General features: G+C 52.2%; 24 protein-coding genes and 2 tRNA genes. 12 read left to right on the top strand and 14 right to left on the bottom strand.

The window, feature by feature from the left end:
• The first annotated feature begins 111 nt into the window (after window positions 1-111).
• Window positions 112-1,068: a DUF1559 domain-containing protein gene (locus LA756_RS06940; RefSeq protein WP_224439145.1), complete on the top strand. Its 957-nt coding sequence runs from the start codon at window positions 112-114 to the stop codon at window positions 1,066-1,068.
• A complete protein-coding gene (locus tag LA756_RS06935) occupies window positions 1,068-1,493 on the top strand; it encodes a hypothetical protein (RefSeq protein WP_224439144.1) in 426 nt (141 codons plus the stop codon). The genes LA756_RS06940 and LA756_RS06935 overlap by 1 nt, the downstream gene beginning before the upstream one ends.
• An 87-nt stretch (window positions 1,494-1,580) precedes the next feature.
• Here LA756_RS06935 and LA756_RS06930 read toward each other — a convergent pair whose 3' ends face one another.
• Window positions 1,581-1,970, bottom strand: a complete 390-nt coding sequence (locus LA756_RS06930; RefSeq protein WP_224439143.1) for a glyoxalase/bleomycin resistance/extradiol dioxygenase family protein — start codon at window positions 1,968-1,970, stop codon at window positions 1,581-1,583.
• Between the two features lie 342 nt (window positions 1,971-2,312).
• Here LA756_RS06930 and LA756_RS06925 point away from each other — a divergent pair, with 342 nt between their 5' ends.
• The gene (locus tag LA756_RS06925; RefSeq protein WP_224439142.1) at window positions 2,313-2,741 is read left to right on the top strand and encodes a YciI family protein; all 429 of its coding nucleotides are present in this window, start codon (window positions 2,313-2,315) and stop codon (window positions 2,739-2,741) included.
• Between the two features lie 3 nt (window positions 2,742-2,744).
• Here the strand turns inward: LA756_RS06925 and LA756_RS06920 are convergent, their stop codons facing one another.
• The 5 genes from LA756_RS06920 to LA756_RS06900 form a co-directional block, all read right to left on the bottom strand.
• Window positions 2,745-3,389, bottom strand: coding sequence for a helix-turn-helix domain-containing protein (locus tag LA756_RS06920; protein ID WP_224439141.1), 645 nt, complete (start codon window positions 3,387-3,389; stop codon window positions 2,745-2,747).
• Window positions 3,390-4,088: 699 nt separating this feature from the next.
• A tRNA-Arg gene (locus LA756_RS06915) sits at window positions 4,089-4,161 on the bottom strand.
• Between the two features lie 176 nt (window positions 4,162-4,337).
• Window positions 4,338-4,757, bottom strand: a complete 420-nt coding sequence (locus LA756_RS06910; RefSeq protein WP_224439140.1) for a hypothetical protein — start codon at window positions 4,755-4,757, stop codon at window positions 4,338-4,340.
• Window positions 4,758-4,787: 30 nt separating this feature from the next.
• A complete protein-coding gene (locus LA756_RS06905; protein WP_224439139.1) occupies window positions 4,788-5,786 on the bottom strand; it encodes a DUF1559 domain-containing protein in 999 nt (332 codons plus the stop codon).
• 337 nt (window positions 5,787-6,123) lie between these two features.
• Window positions 6,124-6,206, bottom strand: a tRNA-Ser gene (locus tag LA756_RS06900).
• A gap of 198 nt (window positions 6,207-6,404) precedes the next feature.
• On the opposite strand from LA756_RS06900, the gene LA756_RS06895 reads away from it, so the two are divergent.
• Genes LA756_RS06895 through LA756_RS06870 form a run of 6 tightly spaced genes read left to right on the top strand, consistent with a single transcriptional unit; the run spans window position 6,405 to window position 10,813 of the window.
• Window positions 6,405-6,965: a hypothetical protein gene (locus LA756_RS06895; protein ID WP_224439138.1), complete on the top strand. Its 561-nt coding sequence runs from the start codon at window positions 6,405-6,407 to the stop codon at window positions 6,963-6,965.
• Window positions 6,966-7,022: 57 nt separating this feature from the next.
• Window positions 7,023-7,676: a hypothetical protein gene (locus LA756_RS06890; protein WP_224439137.1), complete on the top strand. Its 654-nt coding sequence runs from the start codon at window positions 7,023-7,025 to the stop codon at window positions 7,674-7,676.
• On the top strand, window positions 7,673-8,146 hold the full coding sequence (locus LA756_RS06885) for a hypothetical protein (protein ID WP_224439136.1): 474 nt from the start codon (window positions 7,673-7,675) through the stop codon (window positions 8,144-8,146). Before LA756_RS06890 ends, LA756_RS06885 begins: the two co-directional genes overlap by 4 nt.
• Before the next feature lie 2 nt (window positions 8,147-8,148).
• The gene (locus tag LA756_RS06880; protein WP_224439135.1) at window positions 8,149-8,556 is read left to right on the top strand and encodes a hypothetical protein; all 408 of its coding nucleotides are present in this window, start codon (window positions 8,149-8,151) and stop codon (window positions 8,554-8,556) included.
• 17 nt (window positions 8,557-8,573) lie between these two features.
• On the top strand, window positions 8,574-10,076 hold the full coding sequence (locus LA756_RS06875) for a radical SAM protein (protein WP_224439134.1): 1,503 nt from the start codon (window positions 8,574-8,576) through the stop codon (window positions 10,074-10,076).
• Window positions 10,073-10,813: a prolipoprotein diacylglyceryl transferase gene (locus LA756_RS06870; RefSeq protein WP_224439133.1), complete on the top strand. Its 741-nt coding sequence runs from the start codon at window positions 10,073-10,075 to the stop codon at window positions 10,811-10,813. The genes LA756_RS06875 and LA756_RS06870 overlap by 4 nt, the downstream gene beginning before the upstream one ends.
• Before the next feature lie 23 nt (window positions 10,814-10,836).
• Here LA756_RS06870 and rho read toward each other — a convergent pair whose 3' ends face one another.
• Entirely contained in the window at window positions 10,837-12,021 is a 1,185-nt protein-coding gene (gene rho / locus LA756_RS06865; protein ID WP_315858345.1) for a transcription termination factor Rho, read from the bottom strand.
• 1,134 nt (window positions 12,022-13,155) lie between these two features.
• Between rho and LA756_RS06860 the strand changes: the two genes are divergently transcribed.
• Entirely contained in the window at window positions 13,156-14,352 is a 1,197-nt protein-coding gene (locus tag LA756_RS06860) for a thioredoxin family protein (RefSeq protein WP_224439131.1), read from the top strand.
• A gap of 69 nt (window positions 14,353-14,421) precedes the next feature.
• Here LA756_RS06860 and LA756_RS06855 read toward each other — a convergent pair whose 3' ends face one another.
• From LA756_RS06855 to LA756_RS06830, 6 genes are all read right to left on the bottom strand, one after another.
• Window positions 14,422-15,669, bottom strand: a complete 1,248-nt coding sequence (locus LA756_RS06855; protein WP_224439130.1) for a rhomboid family intramembrane serine protease — start codon at window positions 15,667-15,669, stop codon at window positions 14,422-14,424.
• Window positions 15,670-15,756: 87 nt separating this feature from the next.
• The gene (locus tag LA756_RS06850) at window positions 15,757-17,091 is read right to left on the bottom strand and encodes a rhomboid family intramembrane serine protease (RefSeq protein WP_224439129.1); all 1,335 of its coding nucleotides are present in this window, start codon (window positions 17,089-17,091) and stop codon (window positions 15,757-15,759) included.
• 117 nt (window positions 17,092-17,208) lie between these two features.
• Window positions 17,209-17,406 (bottom strand): hypothetical protein, encoded by a 198-nt coding sequence (locus tag LA756_RS06845; RefSeq protein ID WP_224439128.1) that lies wholly within the window; start codon window positions 17,404-17,406, stop codon window positions 17,209-17,211.
• A 20-nt stretch (window positions 17,407-17,426) separates the two neighbouring features.
• The gene (gene glpK / locus LA756_RS06840) at window positions 17,427-18,920 is read right to left on the bottom strand and encodes a glycerol kinase GlpK (RefSeq protein WP_224439127.1); all 1,494 of its coding nucleotides are present in this window, start codon (window positions 18,918-18,920) and stop codon (window positions 17,427-17,429) included.
• A gap of 21 nt (window positions 18,921-18,941) precedes the next feature.
• Entirely contained in the window at window positions 18,942-20,519 is a 1,578-nt protein-coding gene (locus LA756_RS06835) for a glycerol-3-phosphate dehydrogenase/oxidase (RefSeq protein ID WP_224439126.1), read from the bottom strand.
• Window positions 20,520-20,763: 244 nt separating this feature from the next.
• Entirely contained in the window at window positions 20,764-21,426 is a 663-nt protein-coding gene (locus LA756_RS06830) for a tetratricopeptide repeat protein (RefSeq protein WP_224439125.1), read from the bottom strand.
• A gap of 120 nt (window positions 21,427-21,546) precedes the next feature.
• On the opposite strand from LA756_RS06830, the gene LA756_RS06825 reads away from it, so the two are divergent.
• On the top strand, window positions 21,547-22,683 hold the full coding sequence (locus LA756_RS06825; protein ID WP_224439124.1) for an STN domain-containing protein: 1,137 nt from the start codon (window positions 21,547-21,549) through the stop codon (window positions 22,681-22,683).
• A 101-nt stretch (window positions 22,684-22,784) separates the two neighbouring features.
• On the opposite strand, the gene LA756_RS06820 is transcribed toward LA756_RS06825, so the two are convergent.
• The gene (locus tag LA756_RS06820) at window positions 22,785-23,147 is read right to left on the bottom strand and encodes a response regulator (protein WP_224439123.1); all 363 of its coding nucleotides are present in this window, start codon (window positions 23,145-23,147) and stop codon (window positions 22,785-22,787) included.
• Window positions 23,148-23,669: 522 nt separating this feature from the next.
• Between LA756_RS06820 and LA756_RS06815 the strand changes: the two genes are divergently transcribed.
• Complete coding sequence (locus LA756_RS06815) at window positions 23,670-24,188, top strand: chemotaxis protein CheW (protein WP_224439122.1); 519 nt, start codon at window positions 23,670-23,672, stop codon at window positions 24,186-24,188.
• Window positions 24,189-24,333: the final 145 nt, after the last annotated feature.

The raw sequence follows: 24,333 nt of genomic DNA, 5'->3' as shown, positions 1-24,333 counted from the left end.
GGCGTGTTTGGCTCAGAGTGACTTGACGGCAGTCAGGTCTCTTCTACATTTATCTCTGCGCGGTTGTCATTCATTTTTTGTAATCTTGGGAATTCGTGAGGAGTTTCAGCAATGCGTGCCTTTACGCGCAGAGGTTTCACATTAGTCGAGTTATTGGTGGTCATTGCCATCATTGGCGTTCTTATTGCTTTGCTTTTGCCGGCCGTTCAACAAGCTCGAGAAGCCGCTCGGCGAATGCAGTGCAGCAACAATCTGAAGCAGATTGGTCTATCTCTGCACAACTATCATGACGTCCATTTGGTGTTCCCTCCCGGCTGGGTCGGCAATGGCACCAATTGGTCCAGCAACACTGGTAGTAATAAGTACTGCAACTCCAACGGCGCCAATCACGGAGCCCCTTGGACCGTTTTGATTTTGCCGTTCCTGGAATTGGCGAACCTGCACGACACGTTCGACTTTACTGCAACGTTCTCTAGCAATTCGAACGATACCCCGGCGCCCAACGGCCCGAAGCAAGTTCGCGTGGACGCCTATCAATGCCCCACCGATCCGGCCGGTAGTTTCTTCCCGCTGCACCTCGATTACCGCGGCATCTCCGGCGGCGGCACCGATACGAACGACGGGTATTGCATTTCGAGCAATCTCCGAACGTTCCATCGCAACGGGATGTTCTCTGGCAATACGGCCGTTAAATTTCGTGACGTGATCGACGGCACCACCCAGACGATGATGATCGGCGAATCGCGTTATTTTCAATCGCAGACCGAACTTCCCAACCGAGGCTGGGCCACAAGTCCTAAGATGGCCGGCGGACTGCCGCTGTCTTGCGTGACCATTGTCGAACCGATGAATTCCTTGCCGCCGATGCCGATGCCCCTTTCCGGCAGCAACGTGACGACCACCATCGTGAACTCGTCCACGCGTCAGCTGGGCAGCTTTCATCCTGGGGGATGCCAGATTGCGTTGGCCGACGCGTCGGTGCGTTTCCTAAGCGAGACAATCGACCACACGGTAAGCCAGTACCTGGCGACGCGAAACGACGGTCAGGTCATCGGGGGTGAGTTCTAATGCGTGTGGCGTCTAATGTTTCGAGATACGCGCTCGCGGTTCTCCTCCTTTCGATCGTTGCATTGACCGGCTGCTATTCGAGCAACAACGGACCAGATCGTTTTCAGCTTTCTGGGAAAGTAACGTTTGATGGCAAGCCGATTCCGCTGGGCAACATGCTCTTCACGCCAGATCGCGCGAAGGGCAATACCGGACCAGGGGCCATGGCCGAGATTAAGGATGGCGAATATCGAACGCCAGACGGAAGCGGGACCATCGGCGGTCCGATGAAAGTCGAGATCGTTGGCTGGGATGGCGTTCCCTACACGATGCATGGCGAGACGATCGAATCAGGTCGAGAGCTGTTCAAATCGTATAAAGCGGAAGTCGACGTCCCGAAGCAAGATGCGGAACTTGACTTCGATATTCCGAAGTCGTCGAAGTAACTTGCCCACTTACAGATAGACCTACGAAAAATGCCCGATCGGTGGATCGGGCATTTTTTCTTTAACTGGGATCGTGCGGCTGTGTGCTTAGCCAATCTGCGTGCCGATCCACCAACTGATTCCGTTAGGATCTTTCACGCCCCCTCGTTTATCGTCGTCCGGCGATTTTTGCATCGGCTCCATGATTGACTCCCCGCCGGCAGCGAGCATCTTCTGGTAGGTCTCGTCTACGTTGGGAACGTAGAGATGGATATGGGCCGTCTGAGCAGGCCACCCCTCCATCGCTTCTCCCAGCATGATCACCGAGTCGTCCACGCGAACTTCGGCATGCATCACGCTTCCATCTTCACGCGGGATTCGTCGCAGCGGTTCCGCCGAGAAGACCTCCTTCAGAAAGTCGATCGTGGCATCTGCCTTGGCGACGATCAAATAAGGCGAAGCAGAATTGTAGCCGGCCGGCTTGAACGGAGTGGTCATGAGCGTTTCCTAAGTTCACAAGAAGGGGCAAGGGAAGCAATTCTCAGCGCTGCCTGAGATTTCTTTCCACCATCCAGAAGCATCTCGCGTAGTGTTGCTTTATTGTAAACAAGTGTGCGTAAACTATGAAAGAAGTTTTATTGAAAACTTTCTGAGGTGTGCTTGTGCGTTGCGCGTTTTGGGCGTAAAGGATCTCAGTGAGCAAGCCAATCTGGTAGCGGTCGGAAGCGAAATCGAACAATCTGAAAATTGGATGTCGATGGATAGCAGATGAGAACGACCAGAGAGTAAAGTAAGCGTTTCTACCCTTAGATCAATCCCCAATATCGAAGGATCCATCCTATGAAAGTCATGGTCATCGTCAAAGCAAATAACGACTCAGAAGCGGGCGTGATGCCGAGCACAGAACTGCTGGAGGCGATGGGTAAATTTAACGAAGAGCTTGTCGAAGCAGGAGTTATGTTGGCCGGCGAAGGCCTGAAGCCGAGCTCACAAGGAGCACGCGTCCACTTTTCAGGTGACAATCGGGATGTGATCGATGGCCCTTTCACGGAAACGAAAGAACTGATCGCTGGCTTCTGGATCTGGAAGGTCGATTCCCTGCAGCACGCCATCGATTGGGTGAAGCGTTGCCCACCACCGATGGAAGGCGAATCGGTGATCGAGATTCGACCAGTGTTCGAGACGGAGGACTTCGCCGAGCAAGACCCGACCGGCGAAATCCGAGCGTCGGAACATAAGCTACGGGCAGAACTTGAGAAGAATTCGTAACGTCTACGAATCCTTGTTTTCACGCAAACAGGCAGCCCCCGCGGCCGTATCGAAGCAGTCGTCCAGCAGGACGATTTTACCTTGCCGAAACATGAGCAGATTGGAAACGCGGATGGGCGTTTTCATCGGCCGACCGATCGGATGAATCCATGATTCACCCCAGATAATGGCATTCGGTCCTTGGCAGATGTACTGATAGTGTTTGGTATAATCGAGGTTTTGTGGGACTTCCAACACGCTGAAGAAGATATCGAACGCACGGCGAATGGCGTCGATTCCCACATGTTCGCCAGCAAACGGAATTTGCGCGGGGTCGCCAGCAATGCGAACCACTGCATTGACGTCGAGGAACTCCTCGATCTCGTCGATCACCCCTTTCTGGTGAACATGCAACGCGTGAATGTACCGCTGCGCAAGCTGAACCGGATCGCACGCTAAGTCTTCCCAGAAAATACGGTCTTCGTCGACTTCGCTGAACGCATCTGCCAGGTCCACAATGGTATCCAAGGCAATGGGAACGCCTGCTTCCGCTTTACTGATCAGCCGTTCGCTGTAGCCGGCGCGCTTGGCGAGATCGGCTTGAGTAAGTCCATTGCGCAGACGAAGCTGCCGCAAGAAATCGCGATTGCACGCGTAGGCTCGGTTCATGCTGTTCCTGTTCCAACGATGACGTGTCTGTCAGGTTCTACGAAGCGAGTTCCCCGATGCAGACTCGTTCACCGCGATTAACCCACTGTATTCGCCCTTCCAAAAACCGGCAACGGGCGCGTTTGCAGCGTCGAATTCATACCGGTTCAATGGGAAATTCAGATGGGCGAAGTTGTGTCCATGTTCGTTTCGACATTGATCTTCTTGTCCGATCAATCACGATCTCATAGCAGTTTAAGGGTTGTTGCCATTGGCACATGGTAATGGCAAACAAAACCACCAAAGGCCAAAGTTAGGCCAACTGCCTCAAAGCAAATGGGAAAAGTGCGGTTTATGTAAGTTGCTTGCTGCCCATGCTGCGAGGTCATGAACATCGCGAGATTGGCAGCGATTTCGGTTAGAACACCGTCGCGATTTTTTGCAGAATTCTTCCCAGGACTTCAGGTGAGAGCAGCCCAATTTGCAGCACGTATGTGTCCTGCGTGCGAGTTACGTTCCTGTTTGCCGCCCGAAACGTTACTACGCTAGAAGCAGGGGTGTATGACGTCAGGGGGGATGATCGTCATCTTGGCCAACGAACCACGGGCCAACTCCAAGGACATCTCCAGCACATGAGAAATCGTGTGCTGGAGATGATTTTTACGACGACACCAGTTCGGAAAGCAATTTCGAACAGTCGTCTCGCATGTTTCCAAGAAGTGCCCCCGGGAGGAATCGAACCTCCGACCTGCGGTTTAGGAAACCGTCGCTCTATCCCCTGAGCTACGAGGGCAAACTGTTTATCTGTCTTGTTTTACGTCATTTGTCTCTCGGGCGGAAGAGGCTTCGCTGGCTGGTATCTTGGTCGAGGAAAGCCATCGGTACGGGGTTCGCCTCTGCTTCGTGGTTCCTTAACGAAAAAGCCTCGACGGTTTGTCGAGGCTTTCAGGTCTGTTTTTGTGAAATGAGTTATTTCCGTTTGGGAATTTCGATATCGTGCGTCGCATCTTCACGTGGCAGATCGGCTTTCAATTCATACGCCTCGAACATCATCTTTCCCATGCGGTCCATACCCCCTTCTCCGCTGGCAATCGGTACGCCGTCGTAGCCGTTGATGGTCAGCACGTAAGGACCACCGCTGATTCCCTTACCGTCCGGGGTTTCGTACTTTCCATCAGTAATTTCAGCCGTCACACCTGGCCCTTGGTTGTTTTTTGAGGCATCAGGGGCAAAGGAGATATTGCCTTTGGGAAGTGGCTTCCCGTCGTATGAAATGGTTCCAGATATGGAGTAAATATCGGAAGCTTTTTGCGACGTGCAGCCACTTAGCAGCACTAGGACAGCGAACGCCAAACCGGCGTTCGCGATTAACATTGCATTGGTCTTCATGCTTCTTCCTTCGCGGGGACCAGGGCCGGGTTAGTTCTTTACGGAAACAACGTTACCGTCGTCGCGAATGGCAAGGTTTCGATACGTCGTCAGGTCCATCGTTTCACTAAGAAAATGGGCCGAACCGTCACCAAGCAGGAACAAGCATCCGCCGGGGTGATAGCTGCCAAAAGTACGCTGATGCAGGCCTTGGCCGAGTCCATTGGGAACCGAGTAGGAGCCGCCGGCGCTATCAAATGTGGTGTCGTACTTGTCGCCGTTGCAATTTCCATCGCAGCTATTGATTTGAATCTGGGCAGCTGCCAGGTTGCCGGTCACCGCAGAACCGCCACCACGGCTTGTGGATGCCCAGCCGAGCCAGTGCGAGTCGCCACGGCCTCCATCAAGCAATTGATAACGTGATTCACCGATTAAAAAGGTGTTGGACGAACCATCGGTGATGCTTGCAAAGTTTGTTCGCGAGTTCTGATACAGAATTCCGTTGATGTAGAAACGTCGACCAACGTTACTCGACTGGCAATTGCCAAGGCTGCTATCGCCGCCTCCCATCACGCCGTAATAGTTCGTGTGATTTTTGTCGACCGCTTCTCCCGGGAACGAAGGGCACTGAAACGCTTCGACTGATGTACGCCAAACGTTTCGGTTGGCACCGCTGGTAGGTGACTCTGCGTTGGAGCAAACAAATTCAGCCGACATATCGACTTGATCGTAAAGGTTGTTCAGTTCCAGAAACGGCAAAATGGCCACTGTCCAGGGAATACCGCGACCGCTCGTGGTGCAGCTGTTGGTTTTTCCATCGCCCATCTGGGCCCCGGCAGGGAATTTGCCGTAGGTATCGTGGTAATTGTGAAGTGCCAGGCCGAGCTGCTTGAGCTTGTTATTGCACTCCATACGGCGCGCCGCTTCACGAGCCTGTTGAACGGCGGGAAGCAGCAGCGCAATTAAAACGCCGATAATGGCGATCACGACCAGCAGCTCCACAAGCGTGAAACCGAGTCTTCGACGATGAGGCATGCAAAAAGACAACATGACCAACCTCGCATCAAAATAGGTGAATAGGACGAGAGATAGATAAGGATGCTCGAATGCGATCTTTCGCAATACGAGTTAGTGCATTAAGTAGTGGATAAGAAAAGAGTTAGATGCCGTCCGTGACCGCAGCTAGTCGAGGAGTTTTCAAGCTACGGGCGTAATAATTCATCGGCACAATGTGAATTCTATCCACCAGCGCAAGAAATAAAAAGAGAAATATGGCAATAAATCTCTTCTGGGTGGCAGATATCCATCCACTAGAGGGCCGTAGTGGATGCCAAATCGGCAAAGAAAAAGGCCGTCAACGCAATACGTTGACGGCCTTAGCTCGAAGCGGAGGGCACGAGACTCGAACTCGCAACCCCACAAGGGGGCATCACATTTCCAATGTGACCGCTAACCATTCGCTTACCCTCCAGTAAGATGCACCGCGAAGGTTCCCTAAGGGAGTCCTGACGGGGGCTCTAGGTTCGCCGTGCATCTTAACTGATTGTGCGGTTCTAGAGAATAGCGGCGAAGGAAATTGACCGCAATGGGGCTCGTTATCGCGTATGATAGTCGGAGCGTCGGCGACGATGCTGCTCTTCGCAACGTCTGGCTCAGGATCACTTCTCGATGAACGATACGCCAAGTGAGCCAAATCCGTTTGAATCTCCTGAAGCGGATCCAGCATTATTGCCGGATGAAACCGATCGACCATTGCCGGGGGATGCTTACATTGCGTTTCTGCGGGCGGCTGGGCTTTCTATCTTGTTGATCGTCGGGCTCTATTTTGTCTCGCCTGGGGTATCACTGATTGCCCTGTTTATTCTTGTACCCGCGAACTTGCGATCGGCACTGAGGCTGCGCCGGGAGTTTCGAGCGACAGGTCAGTGGCCAAAAGGTGGAGCGCAAGCGACTGCGTTTTTCATTTCGACACTCATTATGGTTCCGCTGCTAATCGCAGCTGGTATCGCTTTTTTTGCTGTCTGTTGGGCCGGAGCGATGATTGCTGTGAATGCTTTTCCTAAGGCAGACGATTATGGTTTTACGAACATGTTGCTGGGTGGAGTGCCGGCCGGCCTCATTGCCGCATTGGTAGCATTTGTTTTAGTGTTTCGGTTAACTTTGCCAACAGCGACGCGGCGAGATACTCCCGTAGAAAATGTGGCCGATCGACCGCAATCAATGGATTAACCGTTTTAGCTTCGAGCGTGATCGATTGTCCGTTTCCAGGAAGGGAAGCATCGGTTCATGATAGAACAAGTCGACACCCAGAAGGCGATCGAAAGCCGGCAATGGTTTATCGTTCGACGATGGCAAACCTATTCGAGCGAGCTGCGGACATTGCTTTTGCGTGTTGCGGCAGTGGTGGTTTTGTATGCCTGTCAGTTGGGGCATCATCTATCGTTGGCGTCTGAAGCAAGGCAAGCTAATCTCGCTTTTCATCAAGTCGCAACCATCGCAGCAGTTTTGCTGGTGGTTGTTTCGCTGCTTGATCTGCTGCTCGTTCTGAAACGCATTCTACCGGTTTGGCTTCCCTTTTTGATGACGGTTATCGACTTAGTCGCGATTGCGTTAGTCGTAGCCAAAGCTGGAGGACCCATGGCGACTTCGCTGACTGGGGCGTTTTATCTAGTCGTTGCCATGGCTGGTCTCCGCTTCGATTTACGTCTCGTTTGGTTGGCCACGTTGGGGGCTATGGCTGCCTATATGGGAACCGTCGGAGCGGTTGACGATTCATGGTTTGATTCGCAACATGCGGTTCCAGTCGTCCAACAAGCAGTGGCATTGGCTTGCCTTGGTGGGACTGGGCTTGTCGTCGGACAGGTCGTTCGCCTGGCAAGATCGCTCGCCGAGCAATACCGTCAACGTATGGATATGGTTCAAGCGGAGGAGACGAAATGACGCGTTCCGACTTGCCTCATGTCCTTTGTCCGGAATGCGGGGCAGAAAACAATACGTTTGCCAACGTCTGTTGGATTTGCCGGCGACCGCTATACGACGGCGAAGATATTATCGAAGCGGAAGCTGCTGTTCCTCAGAGTAAGCCATCGCAGGATCGGTTGGGGCGAATCTTTGGAATTTGGTCCTTCATCATTCTTGCATTCGCGGTGGTGCTTGTTGGAATGGGAGTTTACGTCGAGCAGCCTGGGGCACTATTGCTGTACATGATCGTTGTCGCACCGCTCTCAATTGGCGTGGGTGTCTTGATCTTCAAAGGGAATCAAAGCAGCCATCCTGTTCTACGAGGTATCACGATGAGTTTGTCGGCGGTAATCGTAACGGCAGGAACCATGGTGATGCTGGCCATCGCAGGCGTCATTGCTCTGATCGTCTTTTGTCTCATGATGTTCGCCGCTTCAGGAGGCTTTTGATCATGGAGCCGTACGAAGGTGGCCCTGGCGAACAACGAGAAGAATCGGAACATCGACCTGCTCCAGATCGATCAAAACAGGCTTCCATGAAGTCGTGTCAACCGCTCCTGGCGTTCGCGATACTGGCGGTCGTGGGAATGCTGCCGATTGTTTTCATCGGTGGCGTGGCGGTCTGGGAAGAAGGGCAACGCAGCTTTTTAGGTTGGGCCATCGCGACACTTCCGTTCGTGTGTGCCAGCTTTGCGTGTCTTTGGAAGTTCGCTAGATCGGTACGAACGAACGCAACTCGCGTGATTTCTTACGGCGCTGTTAATGGCCTCGGGTGTTCCGTACTTGTTTTAAGTGCCTTAGCGGTTGTCATTTCCTTTTCTATCTGTGCATCCGCCGTTTTGCCAATCCAATATCACTAGAGAGAAAGAGTTGTCGTATGAAACCGGTTTTCCGAGATTATACGGTGCTAGGCACAACGCAAAGTCTTTGCCCCGAATGCCTGGCGGTGGTGCCAGCGAAGATTATCACGCGCGGAAACCGTGTCTACTTTCGGAAACGATGTGAACTGCACGGAACGCGGGAAGACTTTGTGTGCTCGGATGTGGCCTGGTACGACCAAGCACAATTTAATGTTCCGGGAAAAATCCCTCACGATTTTGCTGTCGAGCCCAATAAGGGTTGCCCGCTCGATTGCGGGCTTTGCACAGAGCACGAACAGCATACATGTATTGGCCTGTTAGAGATCACTTCAAGCTGCAATCTTGCATGTCCGATGTGTTATGCCTCGAGCGGCCCTGGCGGAAAGCACTTAACGCTTGAACAATGTCAACAGACGATCGATCGCTACGTTGAAATGGAGGGGAATCCGGAAGTACTTCAGCTTTCCGGGGGCGAGCCGACGATTCATCCTCAGTTTCGCGAGATCCTGACGTACGCGTTATCACGGCCAATTGACTACGTGATGATCAACACGAACGGGATTCGTTTGGCCCATGACCCTGCTTTGTTGGAGTACTTGGCAAACCGCAAGGATCGCGTTGAGATCTATCTTCAATTCGACGGATTTCGAGAATTGACCTCGCTCCAACTTCGCGGTGAAGAGTTGGTCGAAACGAAGCTGAAAGCCGTCGAAAAGTGCGGCGAGGTTGGCTTGCATGTCAATCTTGTCGCAACTCTTCAGCCAGGTGTAAACGATGACGAACTTGGGAAGCTGGTAGATTATTGTGCCAGACGACCCTGGATCACCGGTCTTAGCTTACAGCCGGCAACTTATTCGGGGCGGCATGTCTTGCCGGAGGAATTGGAGAACCGAATTACGTTTCCGGATGTAATTCGTGGGATCGCCGAGCAGACCAACGGCCGTTACACGGAAGCCGACTTTATGCCACTTCCGTGCGCTCATCCCAACTGCCACCAGATGTCGTACGCATATCGCCGCGACGGTGAGCTTGTGCCCTTGATGCGATTCATCAAAGCGGCCGAGCATTTGGATCTTCTGTCAGGCGGAATTTCCTTTCAGCGTGGAGCTGTTAAAGAACTTCTCGAACGTTATCTCGTTCGAGAAGCATGTTGCCCAGGAGGAAGTTGTGCTCCCCCGCCCTCTTCGGACGGACTTACCTTGCCGGTGCTTAGTAGCCAGAGCCCGTTGGAGGACTTGCTTGGGGCTCTGAACAATGCAGACCCTAAGTATGCATCCGCTGCAGTCGAGTTCTTTACCAAAGCAATGCAGGAACAATTGGGGGCGGAAGATGTGTTTCGCATCATGATCACCTCCTTTTTGGACGCCTACAACTTTGACGTTCGACGCGTGATGAAGTGTTGCGTGCATCATCTTTTGCCGAGTGGGCATTTTGTGCCGTTCTGTGCGTACAACGTGCTTTACCGCGAAGGGCATGTCGAGCTTCCCCCGCTAAAGTCAGCCGTGGGAGTATCTGAATGACGCAATTGGCGTACATGGCCATTATGATGGCGGCGATAGTCGTCGGCTTTGTGCTTCTGCGATTGTTTCAAGAAGAGCTGCGACTGGCCTGGTGGGAGAAGCTCGGCATCGCGCTAGGAGGATTTTGTGGAGCCATGATTGGAGCGAAGTTGCCATTTGCTCTTTATGACTGGCAGGGACTACTCGATGGGACGACCTGGTTTGCTCATGGCAAGACAATAATTGCAGGGCTTTTGGGAGGATACTTCGGCGTTGAGCTCGCGAAGTGGATTCTCGACATTCGTACCAAGACAGGCGATAGTTTTGTAGTTCCTGTTGCGGTGTCGATCGGTATCGGGCGGTGGGCATGCTTCGTAGCTGGCTGTTGCTTTGGACAGGCCTGTCATGTGCCGTGGGGCGTCGCGTTTCCCACGGCTCCCGATGGTGGCGAGCTGCTACGTCATCCAACTCAGATCTACGAGTCACTATTTCATTTAACGTGCGCCGGAGTGTTCTTCCTCTTATGGCAGAAAAAGCTGTTTCCGGGGCAGCTGTTCAAGATTTACTTGGTCGCCTATATGACGTACCGTTTTTTTACGGAATGGCTGCGACCAGAGCCGATCTTTGCGCTTGGATTGACGGCGTATCAATGGGCGACACTGGCAGCCATTCCGCTGTTTGTCTTTCTCATTTGGCGAGATAGCCAAACGGCAGGCGCAATAAAAACGGAGCCGACCATAGCGGGCGGCTCCGAATAATTTTCTTATTTGAACAGCTTTGATTACTGATAGCGATCGCGGCTGTTGGCAATCAGGCTGACGAATTGATCGTTGTTTTCGTACTTGCCCAACTGTCTTGTGAGTTGCTCCATGGCATCGATGTGATGCATCGAAGTCAGCGTGCGTCGTAAAGCGACGACTGCGTTAAGGGCCTCTTCGGTGAGAAGCAGCTCTTCGCGACGTGTGCCAGACTGCGAAATATCGATCGCCGGCCAAACACGACGGTCGGCCAACTTTCGATCGAGCACCAGCTCCATGTTGCCGGTACCTTTGAACTCTTGGAAGATGACTTCGTCCATCTTGCTGCCGGTGTCGACGAGTGCCGTACCGACAATGGTCAGCGAGCCACCTTCTTCAAAGGAACGAGCCGTTGCAAACAGCTTTTTGGGAATGTCCATCGCTTTGACGTTGATACCGCCCGACATGATGGCATTGTTACCACGGTTGTCGCCAACCCATTTGTTGAATGCACGAGCCAGACGAGTGATCGAGTCTAGCAGCAGGAAGACATCCTGGCCTGCTTCCGCCAAGCGTTTGCAGCGTTCGATCACCAGTTGCGAAAGGCGAACATGGCTTTCGATGTCGCGATCGAGACTACTCGCGATCACTTCACCCTTCACGCTACGTTGCATTTCCGTGACTTCTTCTGGACGTTCGTCAATCAGAAGCACAACCAGTTTGACGTCTGGATGATTGGCCGAAATGCCGCGGCTGACGTTCTGCAAAAGCATCGTCTTGCCGGTACGAGGCGGAGCCACGATCAAAGCACGTTGCCCTTTGCCCAGCGGAGTGAGCAGGTCGACAACACGGTTCGTCAGAGGGCCACCGTCGTATTCCAGCTTCAAATGTTCGGAAGGATTGACGGGAGTCAAATCATCGAACGACTTCACGTTCAAATAGTCTTCCGGGACCATGCCGTCGACGTCAAAGACATCGCGGAGACGTGGTCCTTGGCCACGACGGAATCGCTGGATCATACCACGGATCATCACTCCTTCACGAAGACCGTATCGTTCGATCATCGTGCCGGGAACGAAGGGGTCGGTACGTTCGCGAGCAAAGTTGTTTGCCGGGCTACGCAAGAAGCCATAGCCATTGGGGTGCATTTCGAGCAACCCATAACCAGGTTCCAGTGGAATGGGTTCCCCTGGTTCAAATTCTTCGTTGTCGAGATTGTTGCGTGGCACATTAGAGCTTGGAGGAGAAGATCGGCGTCGGCCTCCCCCGGAACGTCCTCGGCCCTTGGGGCCTGGTCCATTTTGGGAACCGCCGCTGTTACCACGTCGCCGCCCGCCCGATTTGGAGCGGGTCTGCCGTTTGTTTGACATTGAAAACTACCTAATCACAGAAGTCAGGTTCGATCCGAGTCTTCAGAAAGAACGCGAGATCGCTTTACAGATTCCTGAGGCTGTTCTCCCTTCAAGGGAGTTCGACCTGAACGGGTTTAAAAGATTCCTTTTGCCTTGGGAGCGGGCATGATTCGAGCATTCAGTCTCTGACGAGTCAGAGACGTCTTTCCCGAATCAGTCCAACCTCACACACATCATGAACAAAGCACTCGTACGAAGAATGCTTGAATGTGAGAGGTATCCGTGTTGCCATCCATCCAGAGCGAGGAGGCCCCGATCGAGGCAACGTTGGGGAGCCAAAAAGCCTATCGAAAGACAAGCTTGTTAGCCGTGTGTATGAATGTCGAAAGGTAATTCCGTTACCAATCGAGTCATATATGAAAATGGGTGGCTACGTAAAACCCTTGTCATGTCACCGGCAGGTATCCAGACAAGTCTAGCAACCCTAGCAAGGTTTAACGGTAACCGAAACAGTTCCCTAAAGAACTGAAAGCTTCCTTGATTCTCAAATGACCACGCTACTTGAATGTGGCACGCTAAAGAGAATCGTGTACTGCCCGAAGAACTTGACGTTTGCTGAAGATCTCAGTCCGACGCCTTTGAGCAGAAAGGATGGCCACCGCGTGAGGAAAACACAAGATTTTGCCCACAGAGTGGTGGCGATCAAACTACTGGCATCATAAGGATTTACCGGGGTGTGTCAAGCTATCATTCCTGTTCAATCGACAGAGATTCTCATTTTCTCCACGAGATCTTGCGTAGCAGTGCCAAGGTGTTGGTATTAGTGGACTTATTGCCCATCAACTTTGACTTATCGGAACACGTTCCGCGACTCGCGCGGCACTTTAATCCAGGAAATTCCGCAAATTCGTTACTTTTGATGCATTTCCGTCAGAGGGCGTCCCGATACGAACCAATGGAAAACCGAACCAAGCCAAATTTTGGAACTCGTTTACCGGGGCTCGTTGATTCATGTCGTCCATAATTCGTATTTCTACCCTCGTCTTGCTTTTTGCGATTCAGACGACGGTTCTCGCTGAGGACGCCGTTCGCTGGGCACCCAATCTTGATACTGCCAAGCGAGTTGCTGCATCCAAAAATCAGTTAGTTCTGATTCACTTTTACGCGGACAATTGCCCGCCTTGCCGTCGGCTGGAAGCGAATGTCTTCTCGCAGCCAAGCTTTGCCAACGATGTTGAGCAGAACTATGTCCCGGTGAAGATCAATGCGAGCTCCGAGCCACACGTCGCTAAAGAATTCGGCGTTGATCGTTGGCCTCAAGACGTGGTGATCGCACCCAGCGGCCAAGTGCTGTATCGCATGATCAGCCCCCAAGATCAGAATCGTTACGTTGGTATTCTTGCTCAGGTTTCGTCCAAGATGAATCCGAATGCGAATCCTGCTACTCCGGGGGGAAGCATGGTTGCTCAGGCTGCGAATACAACTCCTGTTGCACCGCAGGCCCCTCAGCAAGTGGCCCCCGGGCCACCACAGGGTTCCCGTTATTCGAGCTTCACCTCGAATGCCGCTCCATCGGCAGCGCCACCGGCACAACCGCAAACGCAGCAACCAACTGCACCACAGGCTCCGGCTTCGCGATTTGCGACCTATGGTCCATCGTCGGATCAGACGGCACCTAGTCAAGCACCTGCTCAGAGCCGTTTCGGTTCTGCGGCGCCTCAGCAGAACACTGCCCCTGCCCAGCCATCGATTCAACAGTTTGCTGGTCAACCGCAACCGCCACAAAACAATGTTGCCCCTCAACAATCGACGCAGCCTCAGTCTGAGGCATCGCAGCCAGAGCAACCTCAGTTTGCGATGGATGGTTATTGCCCTGTCACGCTTGTCGAGCAAATGAAATGGCAGAAGGGCGATCCACGTTGGGGAGCACGCCATCAGGGACAAGTTTACTTGTTCTCGTCGCAAGCCGAACAACAGAAGTTTCTAGCGAATCCAAATCAATTCAGCCCGGTGATGTCGGGTATTGATCCGGTCGCTTTTCTGGGCAAAGGGCAAGTCGTTCCGGGCGATCGTCGCTTCGGACTAACCTATCGAGGTACGCTCTATCTGTTTAGCAGCGAAGAAAGCTTGCAGACGTTCTGGAACGAGCCGCAGCGATATTCATCGATGGTGCAGCAAGCCATGGCTTCGCAGAATATGCGTCGCTAGGTCAAGATTCAAAATTGAATTCTCCGAAAGGCGATCGTCATTTTGACGGTTGCCTTTTTTCATGCACGCTTACCAATCGTCCGGTGATAAAGGCGTATCGGCAGGAATCTTCGAGGCTTTCACGCGAGCAGCGATTTGATCATAGACTTGCTGTTCGCGTGTGCTAAGCATGTCGTAATTTACTTTGTGAAGAACATCGCGAGCCGGATTGGGTTGCTGCATCGGGCCAGCGAGATGTTCAGCTAATTTAAGTCGGACCTGGGCATGCCGCGAACGGTTGGAGTTTAGATATTCTTCCATGGCTTGTGCGGCTTCATTGTCGTGCTTTTGCAGGCAGAGCTGTTTGATGATGAGTAGAAACTCACGATCGGGTAGATGCCAGGTTGCGTATCTCTGAGTCATTGTCTTGTGAGCTTGATAAGCAAGTTTCGCGTCATGTCCTTCCGAAAGAAGGCTGCGGATCTGCTTCAGTCCTTGGCTCGTTTGTGGGTACTCTTTTTCCTGGGTTGCTTCTGGCTCAAGCTCTGCCCGAGATTGGTGATGCCGACCGGCTACGACAGAGAACAAGTCAAAGTGTTCGCAGTCGACCAGTCGAAGCTTGAGCATGCCAATGCCGACGGCCGCGCCCAGCAAAGCTCCGAAGGAGTGTAGCACCGGGGTATAAGGAACCAGTCCGCCGGCACGATGCATTACCGAAAATGCCAAGAGCACATCGAAGACTAAGAAGCAACCTGCCATTACATAGATAGGGACATCGATTTCTTCAACGTCGTAATAGTTAACATGCTTACGGCCGCCGACGGTTACGTGAATCGTATTGAGCGGGGCCCAAACGAATGCGATACCGATCAATGCGTAAATGATCCCCGAGGCTCCCAACGCAGCCCCTTGAAAGCCAGGGTTGAAAAGCATGACCAGTAGTTGGAGTAGCAGTCCGCGTGCGAAAGCGGTTCCAAAGTAGATGCCGATAAACTTCCACCATCCGACTTTGCCTTCAACAATCAAGCCAAACAATAGAAGGAAGCCCATGTTGACCAACAGGTGGACAACATTCGCATGCAAAAACGCTGCGGTGACTCCTTGCCATGGTTTGATGCCGTGGCCGAATTGAAGCGTGTATTCCTCTGGCCCGTCGTAGCCACCATGAATAAACCACTTGAGGACCGTCGTGCGATGGTGCCCGCTACTTGGTTCCGGGTGAACGATATTCTCGTAAACAGGCTCGGCAAAGAAGATGCCGACGTTCAGAAGTAGAATCGTAACTGTGACAACTGGGGCATGGTAGATAGGGGCATCGGTGCCATGGGGAATGAACATATTTGTCCAGGGAAAGAGAACGCAAGCGGCTAATTCGAAACGTTATTCGCTGGGCGCCTCCAAATATTACCTTTATTTCCTAGAAACTTACCAATCTTCCAACGTATCGATGACGCCTTCATCTTTCATTTGATTGGCTTTCACTTTGAGTTTACGAAGGATGGCTTGCTCTCGATCATTGAGCTGCGCAGGGACCACTTTAGAAAGCACGGAAAGAGCTTGGCTGGGCCGCCCCAATTGATCAAGCATAATGGAGGCCAGCTTCAGCCGGACTTGATCCTGCTTGCTACGCGGTGATTGTAGGTACTCACCGATTGCTAGAGTCGCGTCTTCCCATAGCTTCTGTTCGCAAAGCTGCTTAACAATCATCAGGAACTCTGCATCGGGTAATGTCCATTGCTCGTACCGCTGTTTCATGCTCAGGTGAGCACGAAAGGCAAGTTTAGGTGATTGTCCTTCACGAAGGATTTGGCGGATTTGTGTCAGGCCGCTAGAGATTTGCCGTTGTTGCTTCTCGGAGTACTCTGCTTGGTTGATGTTAAGTTCCTGCAGTTCTTCTCGTGACATACGGTTTCGTCCATGCCAGACCGAGAACACATCCCAATTTTCACAGTCCACCATGTTCATGCGTAGCATGCCGATCCCTACGGCCAGACCCACGACACCACCCAACGCATGAAGCAGTTCACTTGTCGGAGTAATGATCTCTCCGTTGAAGGTAAAGAAGGTGGCGATAGCAATACTGTACAGCATGTAAAATCCAGCTAGTCCCGCGACGGGAATGCTAAATTGAAACGCACGGAATACCATCATCATGAAAAAGAAAAACGTGCAATGAATATCATTCGCAGGCGCCCAAATAATTGCGATTGCCATGATTCCAAAGATGATGGATGACGCTCCGACCGAACAGTTCCAGGGGAGCGGTTCCATGCCGAGCATGAGCGTTTGCTCCATGAAGCCTTCGACTACGCCGATACCGAGGTAGACCACAAGGAATTTCCACCACCCGATCTTCCCTTCGACGATTAACCCAAACGTCCACAGCCAGAACATATTGCCGAGTAAATGCATGAAGTCGGCATGTAAGAAATGGCCCGTGATCCATTGCCAAGGCCTCAAGCCGCGACCGTATTGGAGCGTTAGCAGATCACCATCGGCAGGCGCTGACTCGACTTCTACTTCGCTGGACGTGGCCCCGTTCAGGTCCGCCATCGCCTCTTCGTATTCTTCTTCGCTGATGACACCTTCATCATGCAGTTGCTCGACAATCGCCGTGAGTTGGTCGGTGTCGATATCGGTTATTTCGAATTCCGATTGGAGCGGATACGTGAAGAAAACAAGAGTGTTGATGACGATCATCGTCACCGTAACGATCGGAAGATGATAAAGAGGAGCGTCTGTGCTGTAGGGGATAAACATAGAGTGCCCAGGCAATCCTGACCTGAGGAAACGTGGCGACAAAATCGAATGCCCCTCAGCGTAGTCCACGGGAGGGGGCGGTTCAAACGGGAATCGTCAACTTTGCCAAACGTTTGTTTATCCTGGAGGGAATAAAACAAAACTAGCGGCCAACGCGATCAGCGCGATGCCTCCCAGTCCGACAAGCAACCGGGCCGAGCCACGGCCGATCCTTTGTTCCAGAAAGCCAATCTTCCGTGATTGAAATACCGATGAGACGTCAAAGATGGCTGCCCAGATTCCTGCCACGCCAAGAATTGCCGTAAAGATGGTCATGATCCAGACGCCGAGTTCCATTACTCCCCTGCACTCTCCCAATTGCGGCTTCGATTGACGGCCTCTTGCCAGCATGCATAGCGTTGATTCATTTTGCTTTGGTCTTTGCCGGGCTTGAATTCTTGATCAAGCTTCCAGAGACCACGTAGCTCATCTTGCGAATGCCAAAATCCGACCGCCAGACCAGCTAGAAAAGCGGCCCCCAATGCGGTCGTTTCGCTGATCTTCGGGCGCCGAACAGTTGTTCCCAGTAAATCGGTTTGAAACTGCATCAGGGCATTGTTGACGCTCGCACCGCCATCTACCTGAAGAACTTGCAGAGGAACACCTGCATCGCGCTGCATTGCCTCGATCATGTCCCGCGTTTGATAGGCCATCGATTCGAGTGCGGCCCTGGCGATGTGACCACCGGTGGTGCCTCTCGTCAGTCCAATAATAGTTCCACGAGCATTCGGATCCCAGTAAGGTGCTCCCAGTCCAACGAATGCTGGAACGAAATAGACTCCTCCGTTATCCTCCACCGTCTCCGCAAGAGGTTCGACCTCTGACGAGCACTCAATGATGCCCAAGCCATCTCGCAGCCACTGAACAACGGCACCAGCAATGAAGATCGAACCCTCCAACGCGTAGCTAACCTGGTCGCCGATCTTCCAGCCAACCGTTGTTAATAGGTTGTTTTTCGACAAAACCGGTTTGTCGCCGATATTCATTAACGCGAATGCACCGGTGCCGTAGGTGTTTTTAACCATGCCTTCGTCAAAACATGTTTGCCCAAAAGAAGCAGCTTGCTGATCGCCTGCCATACCAGCGATTGGAATGGTGTGGCCTAGTACGGATGTATCCGTTTCCGCAAATACGCCACTGCAATCAACAATTTCTGGGAGCATGCTGCGAGGGATCTTGTAAGTCGCTAGTAATTCATCGTCCCAGTCCAGTGTTTCGATATTCAGCATCATCGTGCGAGATGCATTGCTGAAATCAGTAACGTGACTTTTGCCAGACGTCAATTTCCAAACCAAGTAGCAGTCGACGGTACCAAACAGAAGGTGTCCCTCTTCAGCTGCCTGGCGGGCACCGTCATCATTTTCCAACAGGTGCATTAGCTTGGTTGCGGAGAAATAAGCGTCGAGTACCAGGCCGGTCTTGTTGCGAATCGTTTCCGTCAGTCCATCATCGCGAAGTCGATCGCAAATGGGACTGGAAACTCGGCTTTGCCAAACAATGGCATTCGCAATCGGTTCCCCCGTTCGTTTGTCCCAAACGACTGTTGTCTCGCGCTGGTTGGTGATGCCGATTGCGGCGACTTCTTCCAAAGCAACTTTACCCAAGGCACCCTTGATGGTGTTGAGTTGGCTTGTCCAAATATCTTCCGGTGAGTGTTCGACATGCCCAGGCTTCGGAAGGATTTGGCGGAATTCTTCCTGAGCGGACGACACAATGTTGGCATCACGATCAAAAAGGATTGAGCGGCTGGAGGTGGTGCCTTGATCGACGGCAAGAATATATCGGGGCATCGTGTTGTCCTTCGAGTGGGGCTAGGCGGGAAGAACTTGCTTTCCAAATCGCGATTTTAACCGCTCGACGTAGTTGTCGATGGTCTCTTGCTTGTCGTCTGCTGCAAGTTTCCCAGCAGAAATCAACGCTTCCGTTACCGCATCGAGATGTGCATGCGAAAGTTTCGGGTCAAAAACAAGCATCAAACGGCGTTCGATGACATCCGCTATTGTTTTAGCGTGCAGTTTCTGAATGGCGGCTGCCGCCATTTCGTCGACTGAAGCTTCGATAGGCGTTCCGGTCAGATGATGCATAAGAAAACGTGCACGCTGGCCAGATTCAATCGTGGGAAGTTGTCCGTCAAACGTCTTGCGATTTTGCGAATTAGCAACGACTTCTTGGCCGAGTTGCTTCAAAATTGTTTTCGCGGAATGTTCGGCCAGCGAGCGGCACGTAGTCAGCTTTCCGCCTACAACTGTATAACATGGCCATGGGGCCGAATCATGTTCATGTAGCCAGTGTCCCCGCGGTATCGAAGCGGTCGAACCTTCCGGTACGTAGGGCAGCGGACGAACACCACTGTAGTGCTGGGTAATGTCCGCATGATTCAGATCGACTCCCGGCAACACGGAATTTACGCACCGAAGCAGGTAATCGATCTCCTCTTCACTTGCGGTGGCAACTTCTGGATCGCCTTGATGCCGGATGTCGGTCGTCCCGATCAATGTGCCTCCATTCCAGGGCAGAATAAAGACGGGACGGCCATCAAAAGCCTCGGCATAGATGCCGCGTGGTCCCAACGCCTCTTTAAGAGCCGGCTTGTGCGAAATTAGGTGCGAGCCTCGTGTACCACCGAATAGCTGCTTCGAGGGAATCCCTAACTGCTGAAGCGTTTCGTCCCCGGCGGGGCCAGATGCATTCACTACCGCTGAGGGGCGTACTGGTGAAGATAAATCGCCCTCGTTTATCAGTGACTCAAATTCAAAGACGTCTTGATTCAGCCTAGGACGGCAATAGGTGTGAAGTCGAAACGAGACGTCCTGCTGGTCAGCAATCCTTTCGCAGTCTTGGATTAATGTGGCAACGTAGAGCTCGGGGAACTCGATCTGGCCATCGAAGTAACTGAAGACATCCATGAACTCTGAATCGAATCCAATAGCTTGCCATTGTTGCTTCGGCATTCGCTTATGAGAGCCCAGCTTTTGGCTACCCGCGAGGAAGTCGTACATTGTCAAGCCACTGCGAATCGCCCACGAACCGCGAGAAGGATTCTTCGACTGCAGAAATGGCAGGTTAAAGAAGCCTGCGGCAGAAGAAAACAATCCGGCGAATTGTGACTTTACCGGAATCATTAATTCGAGTGGCGAAACGTGCTCCGGCGAGTTTGCCAAAAAACGTTCGCGCTCAGCGAGCGATTCATAAACGAGCGAGGCTTCGCCATGTTCCAGATAGCGGAGCCCGCCATGAATAAGCCGCGAAGACCAACTCGTCGTTCCGGACGCGATGTCCGCATGATCGACTAAGACGACTGGGACTCGATTGAGGAGCAATTCTCGAGCGAGAGCGGCACCATTGATTCCAGCACCGACGATTAAGACCGACTTCTCGTTGTCATTCATAGGATCCGAGCGATGAGAGGGTGGCGTTGTTGGTTGTCTTATTATGGAGACTCGCCGGGTCAACTTCTACCGCTGGCAAAAAACGTCAAGTAATACGATCCCCAAAGAAAGGCTGGGAACGCGAGAATTTCAAAGAAAAGAAATTGATGACTCGGCGCCAGTTGTTTCCGGCAAATTGTCCGTGACTGGACACTTACCGTTGCAATTGACACGGCCAAGGAAAGAAGCATTTGGCCGAATTGCTTTACATCTCTTCGAGTTGACGCTCGAGATAGCTGATTTGAGTACGGATCGATTCCAAGTTGGGATTAAGTCGCAACGCCCTTCGGAAACTGTCCAGGGCCATGACGTTTTCACCTTGTCGCAAGTAGCATTGCCCCATGGCGATAGCCGCTGGAAAGTGATACGGATTGATCTCCAACGCTTGATGGTTGTCGCGGAGTGAACGCTCGAAGTTGTGTTGCTTGTAGTAAACCTGGCCACGCTGGCTGTAAGCTTCGGAATACCACGGTGCATCGATAATCAACGAGTCCGCTTCTCGGAGAGCAGAATCCAGCGAATTTCCTTGAATTTGGGTCATCACTTTGCGCAAACGATGTCGTTGGCTTTGCGTTCCTGCCCGTATCCAAAGAGAACGAATACCGTTTTCGGCAATAAGTCGTACGCCGCGGTCCGCGTCGTTCAGGGCCATTCCAACGGTATGGTTGGATGAATAGTCGCTGACGAAACACAAAGCCATCACAGCCGAACGTCGGACCTCAGGCGATCCATGAAGGCAGAGGCGTTCGAGCGTACCGCACGTATAAACCGCCGCAACACGATGAATAAACGCGGCAGTATTCTCTTCCGAAAGATACTTTTGGAAGATCGAAAGCAAAACGGGATGGCGCTCTGGGGAGTCGCTCACGAGTCGGCCCTACGGCATTCGAGAAACATTCCACTCGTCCTGAGTTCTAAAATCCTTTATGGTCAATCCATTGAACAAAGTCCGAGTGTAATCACGGGGTAACCCGGGAGCAAATAATCGATGCGAGCCTATTCTTCCGTTTTTCTGAACCTGCTATTGGGAGTATTGACAGCCGCATTTTCGCAATTAAATAGCCCCCTTCTTGCACAAGCTCCCACAGATTGGCGAACTGAAGCCGATCTCGACAAGCAGCTGGAATCGACGTTCGACCTGACGTGGGAGGATGTGCCCTTGCGGGAAGGACTCATGCGGTTGGGCAAGACGCAACGAGTCGCGATCTTTTTAGATCGACGCATCAATCCTGATCGGCCAATTAGCATGACGTTCACGAACGAGCGGCTGGAACTTGCACTGCAGCGAATAGCGGCAGAGCTTAGACTGGGGATGTCTCGCGTAGGAGACGTGATCTACTTTGGCCCAGAAGAGACGGCGAGGCGTTTGCCAACTGTGGCACAGCTACAGTCGCAGTTCGCCAAATCGAGCGGTATTCCAGAAGCGTTGAAGTTTCTCGACCAGAAAAAATATTCTTGGCCTAAGTTGGCAACGCCGCACGAGATTTTGATGAGCGTTGCCGAGGACCATGGCATGACGTGGAATAACTTGGACGAAGTCATCAAGCATGATCTTTGGCCAGCGGCTGATTTTCCCGCCATGCGAACGACTGAATATCTCTCCCTCGTGCTTGCCGGATACCATGCTTCTTATCGATTTGATAAGCAGGCAGACGGAATCAAGCTTCAGCTTGTCCCAATTCCAGAAGACCTGTCGCTGACGCGTATCTATCCTTACAGCGGGAGTCACGATGAGGCGATCAAGAAGATTCAGGAACTATTCCCGGAAGCCAAAGTTCAATCGGACGGAAAGCGTCAATTGGCCGTGACTGGATCGCAGCAGATCCAAGACCAAGTAGCCAAGCTGCTTCGTGGTGGCACCGCAAGGAATACGGTCGTCATGCCGGGCGAGAAACGGTACACGCTCAAAGTCGAACAGTTGCCGCTCGGCCCTGTGCTTGATGCATTAGAAAAACAGTTGGGAAAAGAATTTGACGTTCCAGAGGGAATGGAAGAAGAGCTAAAGCAGCGAATCTCTTTTGACGTCAATGCGGTCGACCTGGCTGCATTGCTGGAGGCAATCTTTCAAGAGACAGAATTTGCCTATCAAGTGGAAGAAAGCAAAATCGTGATCCGCAAAAAGTAGCCCTTGGTATTTACGTTCATTCGAAATGATTAAAGGCGACATGCCCATGGGGACGTGTCGCCTTCGTTGTTTTGTATTGCTATGTTCCGGCAAAGCAGCACTTAGCAGCCGTGCTTTTCCAGCTTTTCGCGGAGTGTGTCAGCGGTGAATGGTTTCACGAGGTAGTCGGAAACACCTGCTTGAATGGCTTCCATGACGCGCGACTTTTCTGCTTCGGTCGTCACCATCATGATTTTGACATCCGCATCGATCTTGCGGATCTCTTGAATCACTTCCAAGCCGCTTTTGCCTGGCATGTTCCAATCGGTCAGTACGAGATCGAACTCGCCTGGCTTGAACATCTTGACCGCTTCTTCACCGTCAGCTGCTTCAACAGCGTTTGGCACGCCGACAGCTTGAAGGGAACGGAGAATGATCTTTCGCATTGTGCTGGAGTCGTCGGCGACAAGTACGCGTACAGCCATGATTCGTTTAGCTCCTGTTAGTGCCTGCCCTCTCGGCCTGAAGAGGCCGGTGGAGAATGGTCCATGGGAAATGAAATTTCTACCGAACGATAGGGCACGCTCTGCAGGCGTCAAATGAACGTTGATAAGTTTTCATAAATTGGTCAAGCGTATTAGGAAAGCTCAGCTCTTAGAAATTGCCCGCTTCTGAACTGACTTTTATTCGTTTGGCAACTAAGAGTTTCTCTCGATTTGCTCGTCACGCGGCTATTTCGTTCCGGCTGTACCGTTTGTTCCGCCTACGGTAGACAGGCAGTCCGAAATGACTGGGGAAAATTCACGGCTTGACCAAACTTTTCTCTTTCACTAACCGACCTTTATACGAGAAACGTGTCAGGAACGTAGGGGCTGGCTACATCTGACTCGAAGCGTTTTATCCGAACGTGAAGGAAAACAAATAACGGACATGGTTGTCCCGCCCGAGAATCTCGGGGCAGCGGATCTCGAGAACATTGGTTCCAGCGATGATCGGGAGACAGAGCTTTGTCCGTTACTACTGAAGACTTGAAGTTAGAAGAGCGTTCCGGCCATGAAGCGCAGCGGCGCGAAGGCTTGAACTCGATGCAGCTGGTCAGTTTCCAGCTTGCCAAGGAAGAGTACGGGATCGAGATCACCCGCGTTCAGGAAATCATCCTGATGGGCGAGATCACTCGTGTTCCTCAAACGCCTGGATACATCAAAGGTTTGATCAACCTTCGCAACACGGTTATTCCAATCGTCGATTTGCGACTCCGATTCGGCCTGCAAGAACAACAGCCCACCGACGAAACACGGATCATGGTTATGAACGTGGGTGGTAAGACGGTCGGCATCATTGTCGACGCAGTCAGTGAAGTCTTGCGTATCTCGAAAGATCAAATTTCCTCTCCGCCGCCGACCGTTGCTGGTCTGGGCCGCGAGTATCTCACCGGCCTGGTGAAGCTCGACAAGCGTCTGCTGATTTTGCTCGATATCGACAAAATTCTCGGCAAGACCGATACCGAGCAACTTACGCACGCTTAAGCGTCGTGCTGACCGGGCACCTGCTCGGACCATGACAACCGTCAATCGGGCTTCTATGTGAAGCAGATTGCGACACGCAGGAGCACAAGCAAATCAAGGGATGGGGCAATTTCCTTCATGCATCGAGAATTACGAGTTTTAGAAA

The sequence above is a fragment of the Bremerella sp. TYQ1 genome (assembly GCF_020150455.1).
GTDB lineage: Bacteria > Planctomycetota > Planctomycetia > Pirellulales > Pirellulaceae > Bremerella > Bremerella volcania_A.
This window is presented reverse-complemented; position numbering and strand designations above follow the sequence as displayed.

What these genes read in the sequence shown, in the direction of transcription:
- LA756_RS06940 (WP_224439145.1), top strand. Translation starts at nt 112, where the DNA reads ATGCGTGCCTTTACGCGCAGAGGTTTCACATTAGTCGAGTTATTGGTG.
- LA756_RS06935 (WP_224439144.1), top strand. Translation starts at nt 1,068, where the DNA reads ATGCGTGTGGCGTCTAATGTTTCGAGATACGCGCTCGCGGTTCTCCTC.
- LA756_RS06930 (WP_224439143.1), bottom strand. Translation starts at nt 1,970, where the DNA reads ATGACCACTCCGTTCAAGCCGGCCGGCTACAATTCTGCTTCGCCTTAT.
- LA756_RS06925 (WP_224439142.1), top strand. Translation starts at nt 2,313, where the DNA reads ATGAAAGTCATGGTCATCGTCAAAGCAAATAACGACTCAGAAGCGGGC.
- LA756_RS06920 (WP_224439141.1), bottom strand. Translation starts at nt 3,389, where the DNA reads ATGAACCGAGCCTACGCGTGCAATCGCGATTTCTTGCGGCAGCTTCGT.
- LA756_RS06910 (WP_224439140.1), bottom strand. Translation starts at nt 4,757, where the DNA reads ATGAAGACCAATGCAATGTTAATCGCGAACGCCGGTTTGGCGTTCGCT.
- LA756_RS06905 (WP_224439139.1), bottom strand. Translation starts at nt 5,786, where the DNA reads ATGTTGTCTTTTTGCATGCCTCATCGTCGAAGACTCGGTTTCACGCTT.
- LA756_RS06895 (WP_224439138.1), top strand. Translation starts at nt 6,405, where the DNA reads ATGAACGATACGCCAAGTGAGCCAAATCCGTTTGAATCTCCTGAAGCG.
- LA756_RS06890 (WP_224439137.1), top strand. Translation starts at nt 7,023, where the DNA reads ATGATAGAACAAGTCGACACCCAGAAGGCGATCGAAAGCCGGCAATGG.
- LA756_RS06885 (WP_224439136.1), top strand. Translation starts at nt 7,673, where the DNA reads ATGACGCGTTCCGACTTGCCTCATGTCCTTTGTCCGGAATGCGGGGCA.
- LA756_RS06880 (WP_224439135.1), top strand. Translation starts at nt 8,149, where the DNA reads ATGGAGCCGTACGAAGGTGGCCCTGGCGAACAACGAGAAGAATCGGAA.
- LA756_RS06875 (WP_224439134.1), top strand. Translation starts at nt 8,574, where the DNA reads ATGAAACCGGTTTTCCGAGATTATACGGTGCTAGGCACAACGCAAAGT.
- LA756_RS06870 (WP_224439133.1), top strand. Translation starts at nt 10,073, where the DNA reads ATGACGCAATTGGCGTACATGGCCATTATGATGGCGGCGATAGTCGTC.
- LA756_RS06860 (WP_224439131.1), top strand. Translation starts at nt 13,156, where the DNA reads ATGTCGTCCATAATTCGTATTTCTACCCTCGTCTTGCTTTTTGCGATT.
- LA756_RS06855 (WP_224439130.1), bottom strand. Translation starts at nt 15,669, where the DNA reads ATGTTCATTCCCCATGGCACCGATGCCCCTATCTACCATGCCCCAGTT.
- LA756_RS06850 (WP_224439129.1), bottom strand. Translation starts at nt 17,091, where the DNA reads ATGTTTATCCCCTACAGCACAGACGCTCCTCTTTATCATCTTCCGATC.
- LA756_RS06845 (WP_224439128.1), bottom strand. Translation starts at nt 17,406, where the DNA reads ATGACCATCTTTACGGCAATTCTTGGCGTGGCAGGAATCTGGGCAGCC.
- glpK (WP_224439127.1), bottom strand. Translation starts at nt 18,920, where the DNA reads ATGCCCCGATATATTCTTGCCGTCGATCAAGGCACCACCTCCAGCCGC.
- LA756_RS06835 (WP_224439126.1), bottom strand. Translation starts at nt 20,519, where the DNA reads ATGAATGACAACGAGAAGTCGGTCTTAATCGTCGGTGCTGGAATCAAT.
- LA756_RS06825 (WP_224439124.1), top strand. Translation starts at nt 21,547, where the DNA reads ATGCGAGCCTATTCTTCCGTTTTTCTGAACCTGCTATTGGGAGTATTG.
- LA756_RS06820 (WP_224439123.1), bottom strand. Translation starts at nt 23,147, where the DNA reads ATGGCTGTACGCGTACTTGTCGCCGACGACTCCAGCACAATGCGAAAG.